The organism is Amycolatopsis sp. NPDC051106 (genome assembly GCF_040682775.1).
In the GTDB taxonomy this organism is placed as follows: domain Bacteria; phylum Actinomycetota; class Actinomycetes; order Mycobacteriales; family Pseudonocardiaceae; genus Amycolatopsis.
The window spans coordinates 1-18,592 of the sequence record NZ_JBFBBQ010000109.1; the positions used below are offsets into that span (position 1 = coordinate 1).

Below are 18,592 nucleotides of genomic sequence, written 5' to 3' on the forward strand. Positions count from 1 at the left end.
ACCCACGACGGCCGGGCCCCGGAGCATCCCTCCGGGGCCCGTCCGTCGTGGGTGCGGTCAGCGCGCGACGCCGGTGGGCCGGCCGAACCGCACGGTGCGCTCGGGGTGCATCCCGACCTCGGGTCCGGTGTGCGGCCGCGGCGTGGAGATGAGGATGTTGTAGTGGTTGGGGTGGTGGCACGCGTCGAACCCCAGCACCGTGCCGATCAGCTCGCCTTCCAGCCACACCTCGTCGCCGCGGTCGATCACCCCGGCGTCGTCGATCTCCACGAAGCCCAGGAACCCCACCCGGTCGATCCGTTCCGCCGTCACCGGGTGGTCGGTCGTGACGAGTTCGTGCACCTCCCCCTGGCGGACGCAGCGGCTGGCGAACGGCTCCAGCCGCATGCCGCGGTCGTCGCGTCGGTGCACGAGCACCTTGACCACCCGGCTGTGCACCGCGCGCTTCGGCCCGTCCTCGATCACGTGTTCTCCCTTCGGTACGCCTCGTCCACCAAGGCCAAGGCGGCCAAGCCACCGTCGGCCCACATGCCCCCGGCGACCACGGCGCGCGCGAAATCCCGGAGCACGCCCTCGTACTCGTGCCACAGCGAGCCCTTGAAGCCGTCGTGTCCGGCGAGCATGTCGGCGCGCAGTTCGCGGCCGTCGGCGAGACACGCGGTGACGTCCTTCACCTCACCCGGGTAGGACCAGTCCAGCTCCACCCGCACCCGCGCCCTCCCCCGCGCGGTGAGGACGGCGTGCCGGTCGGTCCCGGCCGCGTCCCGGCCGACGCGCGCTTCGCACAGCCGCAGCGGACCGGCGAACAGGCGTGCCACGTCGAGCGCGTTGGGGCCGTTGTCGGCCACGCAACCACCGCCGGACCGGGCGGCGTCGAGGTACCAGCGGTCGGTGCCGACGTGCTCCTCGATGCGTTCGAAGTACCGCACGGTCACCGATTCCAGTGGCCGGCCGTCCACTTCGGCCAGCAAGGCGAGGACGTTGTCGTTGTACCGCCGGTGGAACGCGGTGAACAGCGCGACATCACGCGCGCGGGCCGCCGCCGCCAGCTCGCGGCCGCGCGAAAGGTCGATGTCCAGCGGCTTCTCCACGCACACCGGCAGCCCCGCCTCGACCGCGTCGCGGCAGATCGCCGTGTGCGCGTCGTTCGGCGCGGTCACCACCACGGCGTCCACCAGGCCGGCGGCCAGCATCGCCCGGTGGCCGGAGAACGCCGGGACCGCGTGTCCGGCGCGGGCCTCGGGGCGCGGATCGCACACGGCGGCCAGGGCGAACCCGGCCAGCCGGTCGATCGCGGCGAGGTAGAAGCGGGAGATGACGCCGAGCCCGACCACGCCCAGCCGGATCACCCCGCGGCCCGCAGGGTCGACGTGCGCAGCTCGTCGTACAGGCCGGCGGGCAGCGGCACACCGTGCGTCCGCCGCCACGCCGCCCGTTCCCCTTCGTGCCAGCCCGGGTAGACGACCGGGCGGCTCGGGTCGGCCGGCGGGCAACCCAGGAGTGCGGAGAACAACGCGTCGGTGTCGTCCGCGAAGCCCGTCCGCAGCCGCGCGGGAGCGATGGCGAGCGCCATGACGCCGATGTCGTCGTCGGTGTCCCCGGCCCGCACCGGGCCCAGCGCGGCCCCGGACACCAGCGCCGACAGGGCCTCCACCACCAGTCCCAGCCCGAACCCCTTGAAGGCGCCGGTCTGCGGGGCGCTGCCCAGCCACAGCAGGTGGCCCTCGCCCCGGTCGTAGGCGGCCGGGTCGGTGACCGGCGTGCCGTCCTCGGCGGCCAGCCACCCGGCGGGGATCGGCTCGTCCGCCCGCGCCGCGGCCCGGACCCGGCCGGTGGGCACCACGGTCGTGGACATGTCCAGCACGAACGGGTGCCGGTCGCCCGCGGGGCAGGCCAGCGCCAAGGGGTTGGTGCCCAGCACCTTCGCCAGGCCACCCGGCGGCCGGGCGATGGCCTGGCCGCCGCAGTTGGACGTGACCAGGCCGAGGACGCCCCGTTCGGCGGCGCGGGCGGCGTGGAAGCCCCCGCACCCGATGTGCGTCGCACCGCGCAAGGACACCACGCCGACGCCGTACCGCTCGGCGCGCGACACGGCGAGGTCCATCGCCTGGGAGGCCGACCACAGGCCGAGGGTGCGGTGGGCGTCGGCCAGCACGCACGCTCCCAGATCGGTGAGCACCTCCATGTCGGCCACCGGATCGGCGCGACCGGACGCCAGCAGCGGCAGGTACAGCCGGGTGAGGTTGACCAAGCCGTGCGAGGTGACGCCGGTGAGGTCCCCGTGCACGAGCGCCCTGGCCGCGGTATCGGCGCGGTCGGGCGGGACGCCGCGGCCGGTGAACACCCCCGCTACGGTCGAGACCAGTTCGGGGTAGGGCACGACGACGTTCATCATCCTCCGTTGCGGGCGAAGCGCGTGACCAGCTCGCACACCACCGCCGAGAACCGGTCCAGTTCCTCGACGTCGGCGTGTTCGCCGCGCGCGTGGGCGTTGTTGGTTTCCAGCGATCCCGGCCCCAGCACGGCGGTCCGGGTTCCGGGCACGCCGGCCAGCCAGATCGCGTCACAGGTGAACCCGGGCTCGCCGGCCGGCCAGGGCGGCGCGATCCCGTCCAGGTCCGGCACGTCGTGGTCGCGCAGCGCGGGCAGGCCGCGTTTGCGCCACTCCAGCGCCGTGATCGCGGGAGCGTCGACGGCGGTGCGGTGGAACGGCTGCGTGTCCCGGAAGCGTCCGGTGAACTCCGCCAGCCCCTCCCGCAGCCCCTCCTCGAGCGCACGGGTCAGGACCGCGGCCGACTCGGCGCTTCCGTAGGACAGGTTCAGCAGCAGCTCCCCCGAGCCGTAGACGCGGTTGTGCAGCCGCCCCGTGTGCAGGCCCGCCACGCACACCCGGCCGTCCGGGACGCGCCCTGCCAGCACCAGCGCGAGGTGCTGGGCCAGGAACCCGAGCAGCACCGTCGCGTTGTGCCCGGCGTGCGGCTCGTCGTCGATCGCGTCCTCGCCGCGCACGACGACGGCCGCGGTCATGGCGGCGGTGCAGCGCGGCAGGTAGCGCAGGCCGGTGGGCTCGCAGAACACGTTGAGCGCGCCGTGGAAGCCCGCCTCCACCAGTGGCCGGGTGCCGAAGACGCCCATCGCACCGCCCTCCTCGCCGGAGACGGCCTGCACGAGCACGCTGACGTCGCGGCCCACGGCCGGATCGCGGGCCGCCTCCCGCAGGCCCGCCAGCAAGGCCACCGCAGGCCCCTTGGCGTCGATCGCGCCCCGGCCGTGGAACCGGCCGCCGTCGAAGCCCACCGGTTCGGCCGGCGCGACCGTGTCCAGGTGCACGTTGAACATCACGGCCGGCTCGGCGTGGCCCAGCCGCAGCACCAGGCTCGGCTGGCACTCCAGGAAGCCCGGATCACGCCGCGCCGCCGCACGCACGGCAGCGGGAACATCAGCCCGCCGGATCACCTCCGGCGACGCGGGACCGAGGTGCGCGGTGTACATGCCGAACGCGTGCGCGGCCTCGGCGTAGGTGTGCATCGCGTCCCACAGCCGCACTTCGCCGTCGGTTTCCAGCGGTCCCGCGGTGGGTGTGCGCAGCAGCTCCAGCAGCAGGTCGCGGTCCGGGGCGATCACCGCAGCAGCCGGGCCAGCGCCCGTCCCGCACGCACGAACGACGCCGCCGCGCCCTCGGCCAGCCGGTCCGAGCGGTGCGGCTGGAGCGCCACGTGCGGTTCCAGCGACCACGCCCCGGGGTAACCGGCCGAGCGCAGCAATCGCACGCAGTCGGGTACGCGCGCCTGGCCCGTGCCGGGATCGACGAACGTGGTGCCCCGGGCGTCTTTGACGTGCACGTGCGCCACGTGAGGCGCGATGCGCCGCAACACCTCGTAGCCGTCGTAGCCGTGGACGACGGGGTTGCCCGTGTCGAACAGCAGCCGCAGCGAAGAGCCGCTCGCGTCCAGCAGCTCCAGCATCCGGTCGGCGTCCGAAGCGGCCCACCCCGAGCAGTTCTCGTGCAGCAGCACGACACCGGCGGCCTCGGCGGTCCGGGCGAGCACCGCCACGCGGTCGAGCACCTGCGCGCGCCAGCGGGGCTCGTCCAGGCCGTCGTTGGGGTAGGACATGATCCGCACGTAAGGGGTGCCCAGGACGGCGCACCGCCGGGCCAGCACGGCGAGTTCGGCCAGGTCGTCCTCGAGCGGCGCGGTGACCGGCCGGGCCCAGCCGCCGATCCGCGACGCCACGCACACCACCCGCACGCCGTGGCCGGCCAGCGTCGAGGCCACCCGGGCGAAGTGCCGGTCGTCCAGGTCGGCGACGGCCAGCCCGTCGACGGTGCGCAGTTCGACGGCCGACCAGCCCAGCTCGGCGAGGACGGCCAGCTGGCCGGCCAGGTCCGGGGCCGCCTCGTCGGTGATGCCGGCCAGGACGGCGTCGCCGGCGTGCCGCGGGGATGCGGTCGCCGCGGCCTCAGACCGCACTGACGGCCTCCGGCACGTGACCGGCCCGGACCACCGGCTCGGCACTGATGTTCTTGGCCACCGACAGCAGCCTGGCCACGTCGCAGGCGACGGAGAAGCTTTTCGCGTGCTGGTCCCGGCTGCCCTGGAACAACCGGTATGCGTAGATCATCCACTCGGTGAGCGAGTCGTCCCGCAGGACCTGGTGCTCGCGTCGGCCGTCCACCGTCACGGTCAGCTGGGAGTAGGGGTCGTCGGAGCTGACCGCGTAGTGCCCGACCGCCGTACCGTTTTCGAAGCGCAGCACGACGCGCCGTTCCCGCACCGGGGACGTCAGATCCGACTCGATCTCCGTGCGCGTGCCGTTGGTGTGCCGCAGCCCCACCCGGGCGCCACCCATGTGGGGCACTCGCGTCTTGCCGACCACCAGGTCGGCGCCGCAGGCGTGGGTGACCCGGGCGTTGCCGGCCAGGCGCAGCGCCAAGCCCACGCCGTGCGGTAGTTCGACGTCGAACGCCGTCCGGTGCGACGTCGTGGTCAACGAGCGCCGGAACCGCGGCTTGTTCTGCACGAGCGCGATCGAGCGCGCCTCGCCCAGCCGCCCGTCCCGCGCCAGTGCCGTCAGCCGCGCGGTCAGCGAACTGGTCAGCCACGGCTCGACGACGGCGATCCGCAGTCCGTGCTGCCGGCGCAGCTCGATCACCCGGGACAGCTCATCGGTGTCGATGGCCAGCGGCTTCTCGACCACCAACTGCCGGAACCCCAGTCGCGCGAGCGCGGCGATCACCTCGGATCGGCTTTCCGGCGGCGTGCACACGTGCGCCACGGTCCGCGCCGGGTCCACCTCGGCCGCGGCGGCCGCCAGGCTCGCCCGCACGATCAGCCCCGGTCGCTCGGACGGCGTCCGCCACGGGTCGCAGCCCACGACCGGCTCGTCGCCGAACCACTGCGGCGCGGCGGCACGAGCGCCCGCGAGCACCGGGAGGTGCAGCTGCGCGCCGGCTCGTCCCAGCCCCACCAGAAGTGTCCGCACCACCGATCACCGTCCATTGTGGATTGAATATCGCCCGGGTCACCGAAAGGCCATCCGATTCGAACAAGGGGAGATTTCACGGTTCCGGCAACACTTGTCAACACCGCCTTCTCGTAGTTGACCAAGAAGAGTGAAGACAACTCGCATTGCCGGTCGCCACTTGGCCCCGAATTAGTATCACTGGAAAGTTCCGACAGCGGAGGCGAACAGTTGACCGTGCCACTATTCACCCAATCAGCGTCGTTTTCGGAATTGTGGCCCACCACGAACAGGCACATTATCGACGTGCTGGACCGCGGAAAGTACTCACATGGCCACAAGGTCGTCGAATTGGAAGCAGCGCTGGCCGCGTACACCGGCGCGAAGCACGTGGTGGGGGTGAACAGCGGCACCGACGCGCTGGTCCTCTTGCTGCGCGCGTGCGGCCTGCGCCCCGGTGACGAAGTGGTGGTGCCCGCTTTCTCGTTCATCGCCTCGGCCTCCGCCGTGGTGCTCGCGGGCGGCCGTCCGGTGTTCGCCGACATCGAGCCCGACGGCTACGGCCTGTCCCCCGCCTCACTCGCGGCCGTGGCCACCGAGCGCACCCGGTTCGCAATGCCGGTGCACCTGTTCTGCCAGCCCGCGGACATGACGGGAGTGGGCGACGCGGCCCGGCGACTGGGGCTGACCGTGGTGGAGGACAGCGCCGAGGCGATCGGGATGCGCTACGGCGGCACCCATGCGGGACTGCTCGGCGCGGGCGGGGTGCTGTCGTTCTTCCCGACCAAGACCCTGGGCGCGCTCGGCGACGCGGGCGCGGTCCTCACCGACGACCCGGTCGTCGCCGAAACCGTCGCCGCCCTGCGCCACCACGGCCGGTTCGGTCCCACCGCCGGCCACTTCCCCGCCATCAACACCACCACCGGCACGGTCGGGGTCAACAGCAAGATGGATGACCTGCAGGCCGCGGTGCTGCTGGCCAAGCTCGGCCGGCTGGAAGCGGACATCGAGCGCCGCGCCGCCCTCGCCCGGCGCTACACCGAACTGCTCACCGACGCGCCGGGGGTGCGGAAGCTGCCCTCGGTGCTGCCGCGCCGGGCCGACGTGCGCGGGGTGTTCTACGTGTACGCGGTCGAGGTCGAGCGGCGGGACGAGCTGGCCGCGCACCTGGCCGCGCGCGGCGTGGGAACCGAGACGTACTACCCGATCCCGCTGCACCTGCAGCCCTGCTTCGCCGACCTGGGCCACCGGCCCGGGGACTTTCCCCACGCCGAGGCCGCCTGCCGGCACGCGCTCGCGCTGCCGCTCTACCCCGACCTGCGGGAGGACGACGTCGCCCGGGTCTGCGACGAGATCCGCGACTTCTTCCGATCCGCGGAGGCGGCGTGAAGATCCCGTTCTTCCCGCCGGATCTCTTCGAAGACGACCGCCAGGTGCTGCTGGACGTGGTCCGGGAAGTGGCGCTCGACCCCGAGCAGCGGTTCATCCTCGGACGCCGCACCGGGCACTTCGAGACCGTCATCCGCGACGCGGTCGGAGCAGCCGACGCGGTCGCCTGCTCCAGCGGCACTTCGGCGTTGACGCTCGTACTGCGCGCCATGGGCGTGGGACCCGGTGACGAGGTCGTGGTCCCCGCCTACGGTTGTGCGCCGCTCGCGGCCGCCCCCGCACTGCTCGGCGCCACGCCGGTCTTCGCCGACGTCGACCCGGCCACGATGGTGGTCGACCCGGTCGAGGTCGAGAAGGCGGTCACCGGGCGCACCAAGGTCGTCATGCCCGCGCACGTGTTCTCCGTGATGGCCGACATGCCGACGCTGCGCGTCATCGCCGACGGCGCCGGTGCGCGGCTGCTGGAAGACTCCGCCGTCGCCCAGGGCGGCGTGCTCGGCGGCCGGGCCGCGGGCACCTGGGGCGACGCGGGCGTCTACTCGTTCGTCCAGGTCAAGACGTTCGGGATGCCCGGCGAGGGCGGCATGGTCGTGACCGGCGACCCGGAGCTGGGCCGCGTCGTGCGCATGCTGCGCAACCACGGCCAGGACGGCCGCACCCGGTTCCTGCACCACCGGATCGGCGTGAACAGCCGCTTCGACGAGATCATGGCGGCGTTCCAGCTGCGCCGCCTGCCGGGGTTGCCCGCGCGCCTGGAACGCCGGGCCCGCATCGGCGAGTACTACACCGAGCGGTTCACCGGCCTGCCGGGCGTCGTGCCACCGCCGCCCGGCCGCGACGGACGCTGCTTCTACGTGTACTCCCTGCTCGCCGAGCACCGCGACGCGCTGCACGACCACCTCGCCGCCCGTGGCATCGGCTCGCACGTGTACTACCGCTCCCCCTTGCCTCGCCAAGCGGCGTTCCGCACCACCGGCCGCGACTGGCCGGCGGCCGAACGCGCCTGCTCGCGGCAGCTCGCCATCCCGATCCACCCCCACCTGACCGACGCGCAAGTCGAGCACATCGCCGACGAAGTGTGCCGGTTCGCCCGCAGTTGAAACGGAGACCCCATGCCGCACACCACCCCCGCTCCCACCGCCGACGCCGTCGCCCTGGAGTGGCACCGCCGGGCCGCGCGCCCCGGCCTGACGCGCGTCATGCGCGCGTCCCAGCCCGCCGGCCTCGCCGGGACCACCACCGAACGCACCCGCGCGATCCTCACCGAGCACCTCCGGGCGATCGCGCCTCGCACCGCGCTCGAGATCGGCTGCGGCATGGGCCGGCTCACCCCCACCATCGCCGCGCACGCCCGTGACGTGCTGGCCGTGGACCTGACGCCCCGGATGCTCGACCTCGCCCGCGCCGAGTGCGCCGGCCTGCCGCACGTGCGGTTCGCGCACGCCGCCGTCCAGCGGCTGCCGGTACCCGGAGAGCCGTTCGACGTCGCTGTGTGCGTGTGGGTCCTCATGCACGTGCTCGGCGACGACGACCTCGCCGAAGCGTGCCGCCGCATCGCCGCCTCCGCCCGGCACCTGGTGCTCGTGGAGTACGAGCACGCCGACATCCCGGTCGGCGAGTACTCGCGGCTGCGCGACCTGGACGCCTACCTCGAGCTGCTGCCGGGGGCCCGGCTGGTCGAGCGGCGCGACGTGTTCTACGGCGGCGACCGGTCCTTCGCCGCCCTGATCGCCCTGGAGGGGCACCGGTGACCACCTCGATCACCTCCACGACCACCCGCGCCTACGTCCGGCTGGCCAAGCTCGACATCGTCGACTACTACCTCGGTGTCCTGGTCGTCGGGACGCTGCTGCCCGCCGCGCTGCGCTTCGACGGCGGTGTGCTCGCCACCGGCGGGCTGTTCCTGCTCGGCGAGGTGTTCGTCATCGCCGCGATGGTGGCCCTGGACGACCTCACCGGCTTCCGCGACGGCAGCGACGTCGCCAACTACGCCCCCGACGACCGCAAGCGCCGCCGCTACCGCAAGCCGCTCGTCGCCGGGACGCTGACCGAGGACCAGGTGCTGCGGTTCGCGTGGGTCACCGGGATCATCGGGGCGCTGCTGTGGATCGCGGCGATGGTCACCGCACCGCACACTCCCTTGTGGACAGTTGCGCTGATCGCGGTCACCTACTTCTTTTCCGTGCAGTACTCCTGGGGCGTCAAGCTCAGCTACCACGGGTTCCAGGAGTTCTTCATCGCCGCCCTGGGCTGGGCGCTCGTGCTGGCGCCCTACGGGCTGGCCGTGGGCTCGCTCGACGGCAACGTCGTCGTGCAGGCGCTGGTGTTCGGCCTGGGACCGCTGCTGTTCGGCGTCTACTCCAACACCAACGACATCAAGGGCGACCGCCGGGTGGGCCGGCCCACCGTCGCCGCGCTCACCTCGCCGCGCGGGAACATGCGCTTCATCTTCGCCGTCACGGCCGTGGAGGCCGCGCTGATCGTCTGCGGGCCGTGGCTGGGCACCGTGTGGTGGTTCCCGGTGGCCCTGCTGCCGACGCTCCTGCTGCGTGCCTGGCAGCTGCACCTCGCCTTCGGCCAAGGCGACATCCTGCGCGCCCGCCTCCTGGGCATCCGCATCCACCGCGTCACCGTGATGGCGCTGGTCGTGGTGAACCTGCTGTGACCGCCGAAGAGGACGTCGTCGTCATCGGGGCCGGCATCGCCGGGCTGGCCGCCGCGCACACGCTGCGCCTCGCCGGCCGCTCGGTGCGCGTGCTGGAGGCCGCCGACGCCGTGGGCGGCCGGATGCGGACCCTGCGCACCGGCGGGTTCCTCGTCGACACCGGCGCCGAGCAGGTGCCCGAACGGGGCTACCCCGCCACGTGGGAGCTGCTCGGGCAGCTGGGTGTGGACCGGGCCGCCGTTCCCCGCATCGGCCGCCACCTCGCCGTGTGGCGCGGCGGCCGCGCGCGGCCGGGACTCGCCCACCCCCGCGGCCTGCTCACCGGGGCCGGTCTCGGCCCGCGCGCCCGGCTGGACCTGCTGCGGGTGCTGCGCGTGCGACCGGACTTCGACCACCCGGAACGCGCGGTTCTCGGCACGGTCACCGAGTTCGCCGGGGCCTTCCACCCCGACGTGCTGGACTACCTGTGCCAGCCGGTCGTGTCCGGGTTCTTCGGCTGGCGGCCCGAGCGTTCGGCCGCGGCGCCGCTGCTCGCGCTGCTGGCCGCCGCCGGACCGGCGAACACCTGGCGCACCTACCGCGACGGCATGGACACCTTCGCGCGCGCCCTGGCCCGGTCCCTGGACGTCACCACCGGTGTCCGGGTCGACGGCGTGGTGCCGGAGTCCGGATCGGTCGTGGTGCTCTGCGGCGACGACCGGATCCGCGCGCGGCAGGTCGTGCTCGCCGTGCCCGCACCGGTGGCCCGCGTCCTGCACCTCGACGCCCCCGACCGGGACGCGGAGTTCCTCGCCGCCGCCACGTTCGCCCCGGTGGTCAAGGCGCACTTCATGCTGCCGACCCGCCCGGCATCGCGTTCTTACGCGATCGTCGTCCCCGCCGCCGAGGACCGGGTGGTGTCCACGCTCATCCTCGACCACGTCAAGCACCCGGGGCGGGCACCCGCCGGACGGGGCCTGGTCACCGTGCTGGCGAATCCCACCGTCACTCCCGACCTGCTCGACGCGACCGACGCCGAGGTGGCCGACGTCCTGTCCGGCGCGGGCATGCGGTTCCTCCCCGCGCTTCGCACGGCCACCGGCGCCGTGGTCACGCGCTTCCGCCACGCCCTGCCCGAAGCCACCCCGCGCGCGTTGGCCCTGCGCGCCACCTTCTCCACGCGGCCCGTCTCCGCGGTCGAGTACGCCGGCGACTGGACCGGGCTCGTGCCGTGCAGCGAGGCGGCCGTGCGCTCCGGACAGCGCGCCGCCGCCCGGCTGCTCTCCACCCACCCCGCCAGGAGGGAACCCGTATGAGACCCCACAACATGGGCACCCTGTTCGACGAGGTCGCCGCGCGCCGCACGCACACGACCGTCGTGCTCGACCGGCCCTTCGACATCGCGCCCGGCCGGGGCACCGAGTTCACGGTGCCCCAGCTGGCCGGCCTCGTGGAAGAGGTCGCGGGCTGGCTGCACGCCGCCGGGGCCCGCCCGGGAGAGCGGGTCGCGGTGGTCAAACGCAACCACTACGACTACGACCTGCTCGCCTGCGCGGCGATCCGGCTCGGCGCCGTACCCGCCCTGCTTTCGGGCGAGCTGTCCGGCGACGTCCTGGAAACGCTGCTCGAGCGCCTGGAGCCGGCGGTCCTCGTCACCGACCGGCCCGTCCCGGCGCACCACGCCCGCCGCGTGCTGTCCCTGGCCACCCCCGGCGCGGGTGAACTCGCGCTCGACGACGTGCGGGGCACCCGAGCCCCCGCGCCCCGGCGCCGGCCCGACGACGACCCGCTGGTGATCAACCACACCTCCGGCACCACGGGCACCCCCAAGCTGGTCGTCCACACCACGCGCACCATCATCGACCGGCTCGCCCGGTTCGAGGCGCTGCGGGTCCCGGTCGTGGGCACCCGCCGCGACGACGTCGTCGCCAACGCCTCCTCCTACGCCCACGGCCGCCCCTTCTGCTGGACCGGCAGCGTGTTCTGCCTCGCCCCGCGCAAGATCGTGCTGCTGTCGGACCCCGCCTCGGCACGGGAAGTGCTCGGCGCCCACCCGCCCACCACCATCGAGGCCCTGCCCGCCGCCTACGTGCGGTGGCGCCCCCTGGCGCGCGAGGCGGGCAACCCCTTCCGCGACGTACGCCTGTTCGTCAGCACCTACGACGCCGTGCACCCGCCCGTCGTGCGCACCATGCTCCACGCGTCGCGCCGCCGCCGTCCACTGTGGATGCAGGGCTGGGGGCAGACCGAAACCGGGCCGCTGACCTTCCGCTTCCTCACCCGCGCCGCCGTCGACCGCGCCACCCACGCCCGCCACCTCGGCCGCCCGCTGCCGGGCCGGGCGAAGCTCGCGGTCGTGGACGCCGAGACGTTCCGGCCGGTGCGCCGCGGACGGCCGGGACTCGTGCTGGCCCGGACCAAGGCCCTCTGCGCCGGGTACGTGGGCGAGCAGGACCGCTGGCAGGACAAGAACAGCGACGGCTGGTGGAACACCGGAGACCTCGGCGTGCGCACCCGGACCGGAGCCGTGCTGCTGCTCGACCGCGAGGTCGACACCGTGCCCGGCCTGAGCTGCCTGCAGACCGAGGACGTGCTCGAGAACCGGCTGCCCGAGGTGGTCGAGTGCGTCGTCGTGGGCACCCCGGGCCGCCCGCCCGTCCCGGTCGTCGTCACCGCCGACGGGCACCTCGACCCGCGGCGCTGGCGGGCCGCCGTCGCCGGGCTGCCGCCCCTGGCACCCCCGCGCATCGTCACCTGGGACGACCTCCCGCGCACCGGCACCGGCAAGGTGCGCCGCCTCGAACTGCTCACCCGCATCGCCGGGCACACCGTCACCCACGGCACCGGAAGGTGGACATGACCACGATCCACGAGGGCTACGCCTTCGACAACCACAGCGTGCACGCCACCGAGCAGCACCGCTGCCTGGCCGCCGCCTACGACCCCACGACGCTCGCGCGGCTGGAGCGCACCGGCGTCGGACCGGGGTGGCGGTGCCTGGAGGTCGGTGCCGGCGGCGGCAGCGTCGCGCACTGGCTCGCCGATCGCGGCGCGTCGGTCGTGGCCACCGACGTCAAGCCCGAGCGCGTCCCGCCCGCCGAGGGGCTGACCGTACTGCGGCACGACGTCGTTCACGACCCGCTACCCGAGGCCGAGTTCGACCTCGTCCACGCCCGTCTCGTGCTGCTGCACCTGCCCGAGCGCGAACAGGTGCTGCGCAAGCTCGTGCGCGCCCTCAAGCCGCGCGGCCTGCTGCAGCTGGACGAGTTCGACGTCGGCTACGGACCGGTGCTGCTCGCCGCCGACGCCGGACACGCCGCCGCCTACGAGGAGTTCCTGGCCGCCAAGGAGCGCATGTTCGACGCGGCGGGCGCGGACTGCCGCTGGGGCCGCCGCGTCGCCGCCTCGATGGTCGCCGCCGGCCTGGTGGAGGTGGACCCGGTACCGGTGGTGCAGCAGTGGACCGCGGACTCCCCCGGACTGCGCCTGCTGGTCCACCACACCCATCACCTGCGCGAAAAGCTGCTCGCCGTGGGCGCCACCGACACCGGCCTGCGGACCGCCCGCGCCGCGATGACGCACCCCGCGTTCCGCGCCACGTCCTGCGTCTTCTACACCGTCCAAGGCCGGCGCCCGGCATGACCGCGGTCGATGCGCCGAGCTGGAACGGACCCGTCGACCTCCCGCTGCGTGGCGAACCCGACGTGCAGGCGGCGTGCGGGCTGATGCACGTCCACGGCCGCCGGCTCGGCCGTCCCGCGCCGCTCGGGCTGGACTACGCCCGCGCCGTCGCCGTCGAACTGTCCGCGATCGGGGTGCTCGCCGTCGAACTGGGGCGCACCCGCGGCATTCCGCTCGCCGGGCACACCACTTCCGTCGCGCAGGCCGCGCTGCTCGCGGTCTCGCAGTACCTGGCGGCCGCGACCGCCGACGAGCCCGACGAGTGGCACCCCGGCGCGGGGCCGCCGTTCCGGTCGTCCGACGGCGTGGTGTTCGAGGTGGAGGCGCTGGATCCCGTTCCGTGGCAACGGTTCTGGGCCGAGCTGGGTGTTCCGGCCCGGGCCGTCGAACGAGGTTGGCGCCCCTTCCTGCACCGCTTCGCCACCGCCACCTGCCCGCTGCCGCCCGAGTTCGCCGCCTCCGCGGCCCGCTTCCCGCTCGCGGTCCTGGAGACCACCGCCCGACGGGTCGGCATGACCCTGGTCGTCCGGACGGAGCGGGTGCTGGACAGCCTGCCCGCCTACCGGATCTCCCCGCGCGGGAACGCCCGACCCGAGGCCCCCTCGGCCGGGGAGCTGCCGCTGTCCGGCATCGTCGTGCTGGAATCGTGCCGGCGCGTGCAGGGACCGCTGGCCGGGCACCTGCTGGGGATGCTCGGGGCGACGGTGGTGCGCATCGAGCCGCCCGGCGGCGACCCGCTGCGCTGGGTCCCGCCGATGGCCGGGGACACCTCCGCCCGGTTCCTCGCCCTCAACCGGGGCAAGGCGGTGGTCGAGATCGACCTGCGCACCGGGCGGGACGAGGTGCTCGACCTCGCCGCGTCGGCGGACGTCTTCGTGCACAACTGGGCGCCGGGCAAAGCGGCCCGCTGGGGCCTGCGAGCCGAAGACTTCCCGGCCGGCTTGGTGTACGCGCACGCGTCGGGCTGGGGCGACGAGCTCGGTCCCGAGCCGCCGCTGGGCACCGACTTCGTCGTCCAGGCCCACGCGGGGGTGCCCGCCTCGCTCATGACGGTCGTGGACGTGTTCGGTGGTGTGGTCGCCGCCCACGCCGTGGTGGACGCGCTGCTGCGCCGCGAACGGACCGGGCGCGGCCAGACTGTGGCGTCGTCGCTGCTGTCCGCCGCCTCGCGCCTCAACGCGCTCACCCGGCACCGTGACATGTCCGCGCCGACCGTACCGGTGTGCACCGACCTCGCGGCGCTGGGCCGCGACCCGCGGTTCGCGCGGGCCCTCGTCCGGGAGCGGTGCGTGCTGCCGGGTTCGCCCTGGGAGTTCTTCCGATGACGTGGGTCTCGCGCAACGGGATCGTGCTCACCGATCGGGTGCCGGCCGCGGCGCGGCGCGCCTGGGTCCGCGCCGGGCACTGCCCCGGCCGGGACCTGCACTCACTGCTGCGCGACCGGGTCGGCCGCCATCCCGACCGGGTCGCCGTCGTCGACGACCGCGGGCAACTCACCTACGCCGAGCTGGCCGAGCAGGTGCGGGGACTGGCAGGCGCGCTGGCGGCCCGGCCGGGCGACATCGTCGGCGTCCGCGTGCCCAACGGCCGCGACGCCGTGATCGCGGAGCTCGCCGTGGCCGCGTGCGGCGCGGTCGCCCTGCCGTTCACGGGAGGACGGGCCGACGCGCTGAACCTGCTGGGCCGGGCCCGCGCCGCGTGGCTGATCACCGACGACGACCTGCCGTGGCCGACGGTGTCACCCCGCGCCCGGGGCGAGGGGTGGGAACCGGTCACCGTGGACCCGGAGTCTCCGGCGAGACTGCTGGTTTCGTCGGGTTCGGAAGCGGAGCCGAAGCTCGTCGCCTACTCCCACAACGCTTTCGCCGGCGGCCGCGGCAACTACGTGCGTGCCGTGCATCGCGGCACCCCGGTGTGGCGAGACCTCGTGCTCGTGCCGCTGTCTTCGGCCTACGGGTCGTTCGGGGCCACCATCACCCTGTGCCGCTTCGGCGGGACACTGCTGCTGCGTCCGCGGTTCGACGCCTTGGACGCGCTTCGAACCGTCGCCGAGCACCGGCCCACGCACGTGTTCGGCGTGCCCACCATGCTGCGCCGCCTCGCCGAACACGCGGCGGACTTCGACACCTCGTCGCTGCGGGCCGTCGTGTCCAGCGGTGACGTGCTGCCGGCGGACACGCTGCGGCGGTGCCGCGAGGTGTTCGGCGTCGACGTGGTCAACGTCTACGGCTCCTCCGACGGGGTCAACTGCCACACCACCACGCCCGAGCACGGGGTGGGCCGTCCCGACCCGGCCGTGACCGCCATCCGGATCGTGGCCGGCGAGATCTGCGCCCTGGGGCCGATGACCCCGCTCGACCACGTCGGCGACGGGCCACCCCGGCTGCCCGGCGGCTGGGTCCGCACCGGCGACCGGGGCAGCTTCGACCCCGACGGCACGCTGCACGTCCTGCGGCGCATCAAGCGCGTCGTCATCCGCGGCGGCTACACCATCAGCCCCGCCGAAGTCGAGTCCGCGCTGACCGGCCATCCCGCCGTCGCCGACGCGGCGTGCGTACCCGTGCCCGACCGCGACCTCGGCGAGCGGCTGTGCGCGTGCGTCACCGTCCGCGCCGGCCACCCGGTGCCCGACCTCACTGCGCTGACCACGTTCCTGCGCACCGACGGCGGCATCAGCCCGCCCAAACTCCCCGAACGCCTGCTCGTCCTCGCCCGGCTTCCCCTGAGCCACACCGGAAAGGTCTGCCTGCGCACGCTCGCCGACCTCGCCACCGCACACCACGGAGAACGATGACCGCCCTCGACCCGCAGGCCGGCCGCGGCTACTCAGCCTTGATCGGCCTCTCCACGGCCGTCGACGCCGACACCCACCTCCCGCGAGGTCTGCTCGAACTCGTCCGCCCGCATTTTCGGCACCTATGCCCGGCTCCGCGAAGGCGAGTCGTTCGTGCTGGTGAACAACCACGATCCGAAGCCGTTGCGCCGCGAGTTCGACACCGCTTTCCCAGGCCAGTACGCGTGGGACTACCTCGAACAGGGCCCGGCGCGGTGGCGGGTCCGCATCGGCCGCCCCGCTGCTAAGCGATAGCGGCGACAGAAAGGCTGCGGAGGCGCACCATGACCGACTCCAGCACGACGGCACGTTCCGACCGGCCGAGCATTCTCTCGTGCAACTCGCTCCGTGGCAGCACATCGACGTGCATGCCGAACCCCGACCTCGATGTCCTCATCGTCGTCATGGACGGAACCGGCGACCTACGCGCGGAGAATCTGACGATGCGCTTGGCCGCCGGCCTGGTTGCGTGGCTGCCGCGGGGTTCGAGCCGCAGCCTCGCAGCCGGGGCCCGGGGCTTGGCCTACATCAGCGTGCACCGGCGCCGTCCGGGCATGCAGATAGGCCTCAAGCCGCCGGCGACAGCGATGATCCCCCCGTGGATTGACGGGCGTGCCATCCTCTGTGGGCTCACCGTCCGAGCCGCAATTCCGGCGGACAGCAACGGAGAGGCAACCAGTCCCCCACCGACCACCGTCTCCGGTCACCGCACCAAGGCACGACGCGGTCAGTGCCGAACGGCGCGCCCCGACGCGTACCGAGCCGACAACCTGGCCAGGGCCACTGCCGCGACCAGCAATCCGAAGTCCCGCAACGCGACGTCGTAGAAGCCCGGGATCGTCACGGCGACGCCCGCGACGATCTCGACCACGCCGACGACGTACATCGCCTGCTGGGCGGTCCCGGGCAGGGTCCCGTCGATCCATGGCGCGAGGTAACCCGGCCAATCGGTGAGCAGGTTCGCGAACTTGTCGAGGCCGAACAGGACCGGCGCCACCGTGAACACCGTCCGGAGCAGCAAGAACGCCTGGTAGCCGGGCTGATGCAGCGCGGCGCGGTCGATCAGGCCCGGTGGGACGTCGCTTCGTTGCGGGCAGTGACCTGACCGGCCGGGTGGCTAGCAGCAGAGGTCGACTGCGCGAGAGCTACCACGAGCTCGAGCACCAGAAGAAGACCTCACTCGCGGCGATCGCCCAGCTCGACGACGCAGCCGCCACCCCGATGGCGCCCGATCCGAACTGCTGGAGGCCCACCCGGGAGTCGAACCCGGACCGTCCGGCTTTGCAGGCCGGCGCACGACCGTCGTGAAGCAGGCCGAAGTACCCCGTGGAAGACGAGGGTGTCGAACCCTCCCCGGTGATCGTGCAAGGATCGCCTGCGCTCCGGCGCGTCTCCCGAACCATCCTCCGCATTTCTCGTACCCCCGCCAGGATTCGAACCTGGACTGGACGCGTTCTGAGCGCGTTGCCTCTTCCGTTGGGCTACAGGGGCGAAAACAATGAGCACCGGCGCGCCGATAAAACCACAACAAAAAGCCGCCCGGTCCGGTTTCCCGAAGGGCGGCTCCTGACCTGACGGTTGCCCGTCACGGCGGGGAGCCGGCACCACCCGGCAGGCAGGCGAGCCACGCGCACGACAGGCACACGACGGTTTCCCGCCGCCGCGCCACCCGCACCCACGTGCTCGTCATGACTTTCTCCCACTGAAGTTCCGAGGTGATGTGCATTCATCATGCACCCACCCCGCAGCACCGTCAATCAGTTATCCGGCCACATTCACACCACGCCGCTGGAAACCACCCGCTCCACGAATCGCTCCGCGACTTCGCGCAGTTTCACGTTCTCGCGCTGCGACTGCTCGACCAAGAGCGCGAACGCGTCGTCGGCTCTGATCCGGCGGATCGCCATCAGCATGCCCTTCGCCTGGTCGATCACCGCGCGCGAGGTCAGCGCCGTCCGCAGGTGCTCGGCCGTCTCGCGGGCCTCGACGTACCGGTGGTACACGCGGAACACCGCTTCCACCGCGGCTGTGTACAGCTCGAGCACTTGGGCTTCGATCGCCTCGAAGCCGTCGTCCTGGCGGCCGTAGCAGTTGATCGCGCCCGAATACTGCTCGTCGGCCACCAGCGGCGCGGCGAGGAAGCTTTCGAAGCCCGCTTCCCGGGCTCCGGTCGCGAACGGCGGCCAGCGCCCGGCCGCGCCGGTCACCGACGTGCGGACGATCTTGCCGCTGCGGACCGCCTCCAGGCACGGGCCATCGCCGAGGCGGTACTGGTCGCCGTCGAGCTCGCCGACGACGGTGGCGGTCGAGGACGCCGTGTGCGGTACGCCGCCGCTGACCAGCGTGATCGACGCTTCGTCCACGCCCGGGACGGCGTGGCACACCTGCCGGCACACGTGCCGCAGCAGGATCGGGAGGTCGTCCTCCTGCCGTAGCACCGCGGTCAGCGCTTCGAGGGCCCCGGTGACGTCGTCGAGCACCGGTGCGGCCGTCGTGGTGGTGGGTTCCGGCCGTTCCATGTCCGCTCCTCCCGCTGGACGCCGAACGGGTCGGGTACCCACTCCGCGCCCTCCCATGTCCCG

Annotated in this window: 18 protein-coding genes and 2 tRNA genes; 10 read left to right on the forward strand and 10 right to left on the reverse strand. The window is 73.3% G+C overall.

Annotation, left to right across the window (positions count from 1 at the left end; all coding sequences use genetic code 11):
- Positions 1–57: 57 nt before the first annotated feature.
- The 6 genes from AB0M83_RS42690 to AB0M83_RS42715 are packed head-to-tail and all read right to left on the reverse strand — an operon-like array spanning position 58 to position 5,484.
- Positions 58–465, reverse strand: a complete 408-nt coding sequence (locus AB0M83_RS42690) for a hypothetical protein (protein WP_364526618.1) — start codon at positions 463–465, stop codon at positions 58–60.
- Entirely contained in the window at positions 462–1,349 is an 888-nt protein-coding gene (locus tag AB0M83_RS42695; RefSeq protein ID WP_364526620.1) for a Gfo/Idh/MocA family oxidoreductase, read from the reverse strand. The genes AB0M83_RS42690 and AB0M83_RS42695 overlap by 4 nt, the downstream gene beginning before the upstream one ends.
- A complete protein-coding gene (locus tag AB0M83_RS42700; protein WP_364526622.1) occupies positions 1,346–2,392 on the reverse strand; it encodes an Ldh family oxidoreductase in 1,047 nt (348 codons plus the stop codon). The genes AB0M83_RS42695 and AB0M83_RS42700 overlap by 4 nt, the downstream gene beginning before the upstream one ends.
- On the reverse strand, positions 2,392–3,624 hold the full coding sequence (locus tag AB0M83_RS42705; RefSeq protein ID WP_364526624.1) for a M20/M25/M40 family metallo-hydrolase: 1,233 nt from the start codon (positions 3,622–3,624) through the stop codon (positions 2,392–2,394). Before AB0M83_RS42705 ends, AB0M83_RS42700 begins: the two co-directional genes overlap by 1 nt.
- Entirely contained in the window at positions 3,621–4,472 is an 852-nt protein-coding gene (locus AB0M83_RS42710; protein ID WP_364526626.1) for a sugar phosphate isomerase/epimerase family protein, read from the reverse strand. The genes AB0M83_RS42705 and AB0M83_RS42710 overlap by 4 nt, the downstream gene beginning before the upstream one ends.
- Positions 4,462–5,484 carry a Gfo/Idh/MocA family oxidoreductase gene (locus AB0M83_RS42715; protein ID WP_364526628.1) on the reverse strand — a complete coding sequence of 341 codons (1,023 nt, stop codon included), beginning with the start codon at positions 5,482–5,484 and terminating at the stop codon, positions 4,462–4,464. Before AB0M83_RS42715 ends, AB0M83_RS42710 begins: the two co-directional genes overlap by 11 nt.
- A gap of 285 nt (positions 5,485–5,769) precedes the next feature.
- On the opposite strand from AB0M83_RS42715, the gene AB0M83_RS42720 reads away from it, so the two are divergent.
- The 10 genes from AB0M83_RS42720 (at position 5,770) to AB0M83_RS42765 (ending at position 16,265) form a co-directional block, all read left to right on the forward strand.
- Positions 5,770–6,852: a DegT/DnrJ/EryC1/StrS family aminotransferase gene (locus AB0M83_RS42720; RefSeq protein WP_364526630.1), complete on the forward strand. Its 1,083-nt coding sequence runs from the start codon at positions 5,770–5,772 to the stop codon at positions 6,850–6,852.
- Positions 6,849–7,952, forward strand: a complete 1,104-nt coding sequence (locus tag AB0M83_RS42725; protein ID WP_364526632.1) for a DegT/DnrJ/EryC1/StrS family aminotransferase — start codon at positions 6,849–6,851, stop codon at positions 7,950–7,952. The genes AB0M83_RS42720 and AB0M83_RS42725 overlap by 4 nt, the downstream gene beginning before the upstream one ends.
- Before the next feature lie 12 nt (positions 7,953–7,964).
- Positions 7,965–8,603 carry a class I SAM-dependent methyltransferase gene (locus AB0M83_RS42730; RefSeq protein WP_364526634.1) on the forward strand — a complete coding sequence of 213 codons (639 nt, stop codon included), beginning with the start codon at positions 7,965–7,967 and terminating at the stop codon, positions 8,601–8,603.
- On the forward strand, positions 8,600–9,517 hold the full coding sequence (locus AB0M83_RS42735) for a UbiA family prenyltransferase (RefSeq protein ID WP_364526636.1): 918 nt from the start codon (positions 8,600–8,602) through the stop codon (positions 9,515–9,517). Before AB0M83_RS42730 ends, AB0M83_RS42735 begins: the two co-directional genes overlap by 4 nt.
- Positions 9,514–10,812: an FAD-dependent oxidoreductase gene (locus AB0M83_RS42740; protein WP_364526638.1), complete on the forward strand. Its 1,299-nt coding sequence runs from the start codon at positions 9,514–9,516 to the stop codon at positions 10,810–10,812. Before AB0M83_RS42735 ends, AB0M83_RS42740 begins: the two co-directional genes overlap by 4 nt.
- Positions 10,809–12,356, forward strand: coding sequence for a class I adenylate-forming enzyme family protein (locus AB0M83_RS42745; protein WP_364526640.1), 1,548 nt, complete (start codon positions 10,809–10,811; stop codon positions 12,354–12,356). Before AB0M83_RS42740 ends, AB0M83_RS42745 begins: the two co-directional genes overlap by 4 nt.
- Entirely contained in the window at positions 12,353–13,138 is a 786-nt protein-coding gene (locus tag AB0M83_RS42750) for a class I SAM-dependent methyltransferase (protein ID WP_364526642.1), read from the forward strand. The genes AB0M83_RS42745 and AB0M83_RS42750 overlap by 4 nt, the downstream gene beginning before the upstream one ends.
- A complete protein-coding gene (locus tag AB0M83_RS42755) occupies positions 13,135–14,502 on the forward strand; it encodes a CoA transferase (protein WP_364526644.1) in 1,368 nt (455 codons plus the stop codon). Before AB0M83_RS42750 ends, AB0M83_RS42755 begins: the two co-directional genes overlap by 4 nt.
- Positions 14,499–15,971: a class I adenylate-forming enzyme family protein gene (locus AB0M83_RS42760; RefSeq protein WP_364526646.1), complete on the forward strand. Its 1,473-nt coding sequence runs from the start codon at positions 14,499–14,501 to the stop codon at positions 15,969–15,971. The genes AB0M83_RS42755 and AB0M83_RS42760 overlap by 4 nt, the downstream gene beginning before the upstream one ends.
- A 111-nt stretch (positions 15,972–16,082) precedes the next feature.
- Positions 16,083–16,265 (forward strand): DUF2249 domain-containing protein, encoded by a 183-nt coding sequence (locus tag AB0M83_RS42765; protein WP_364526675.1) that lies wholly within the window; start codon positions 16,083–16,085, stop codon positions 16,263–16,265.
- Positions 16,266–16,737: 472 nt separating this feature from the next.
- On the opposite strand, the gene AB0M83_RS42770 is transcribed toward AB0M83_RS42765, so the two are convergent.
- The 4 genes from AB0M83_RS42770 to AB0M83_RS42785 form a co-directional block, all read right to left on the reverse strand.
- Complete coding sequence (locus tag AB0M83_RS42770) at positions 16,738–17,031, reverse strand: hypothetical protein (protein WP_364526648.1); 294 nt, start codon at positions 17,029–17,031, stop codon at positions 16,738–16,740.
- A 221-nt stretch (positions 17,032–17,252) separates the two neighbouring features.
- Positions 17,253–17,326 (reverse strand) — tRNA-Cys (locus AB0M83_RS42775).
- 102 nt (positions 17,327–17,428) lie between these two features.
- Positions 17,429–17,501 (reverse strand) — tRNA-Leu (locus AB0M83_RS42780).
- Positions 17,502–17,785: 284 nt separating this feature from the next.
- Positions 17,786–18,529, reverse strand: a complete 744-nt coding sequence (locus AB0M83_RS42785; protein ID WP_364526650.1) for a GAF and ANTAR domain-containing protein — start codon at positions 18,527–18,529, stop codon at positions 17,786–17,788.
- Between the last annotated feature and the right edge of the window lie 63 nt (positions 18,530–18,592).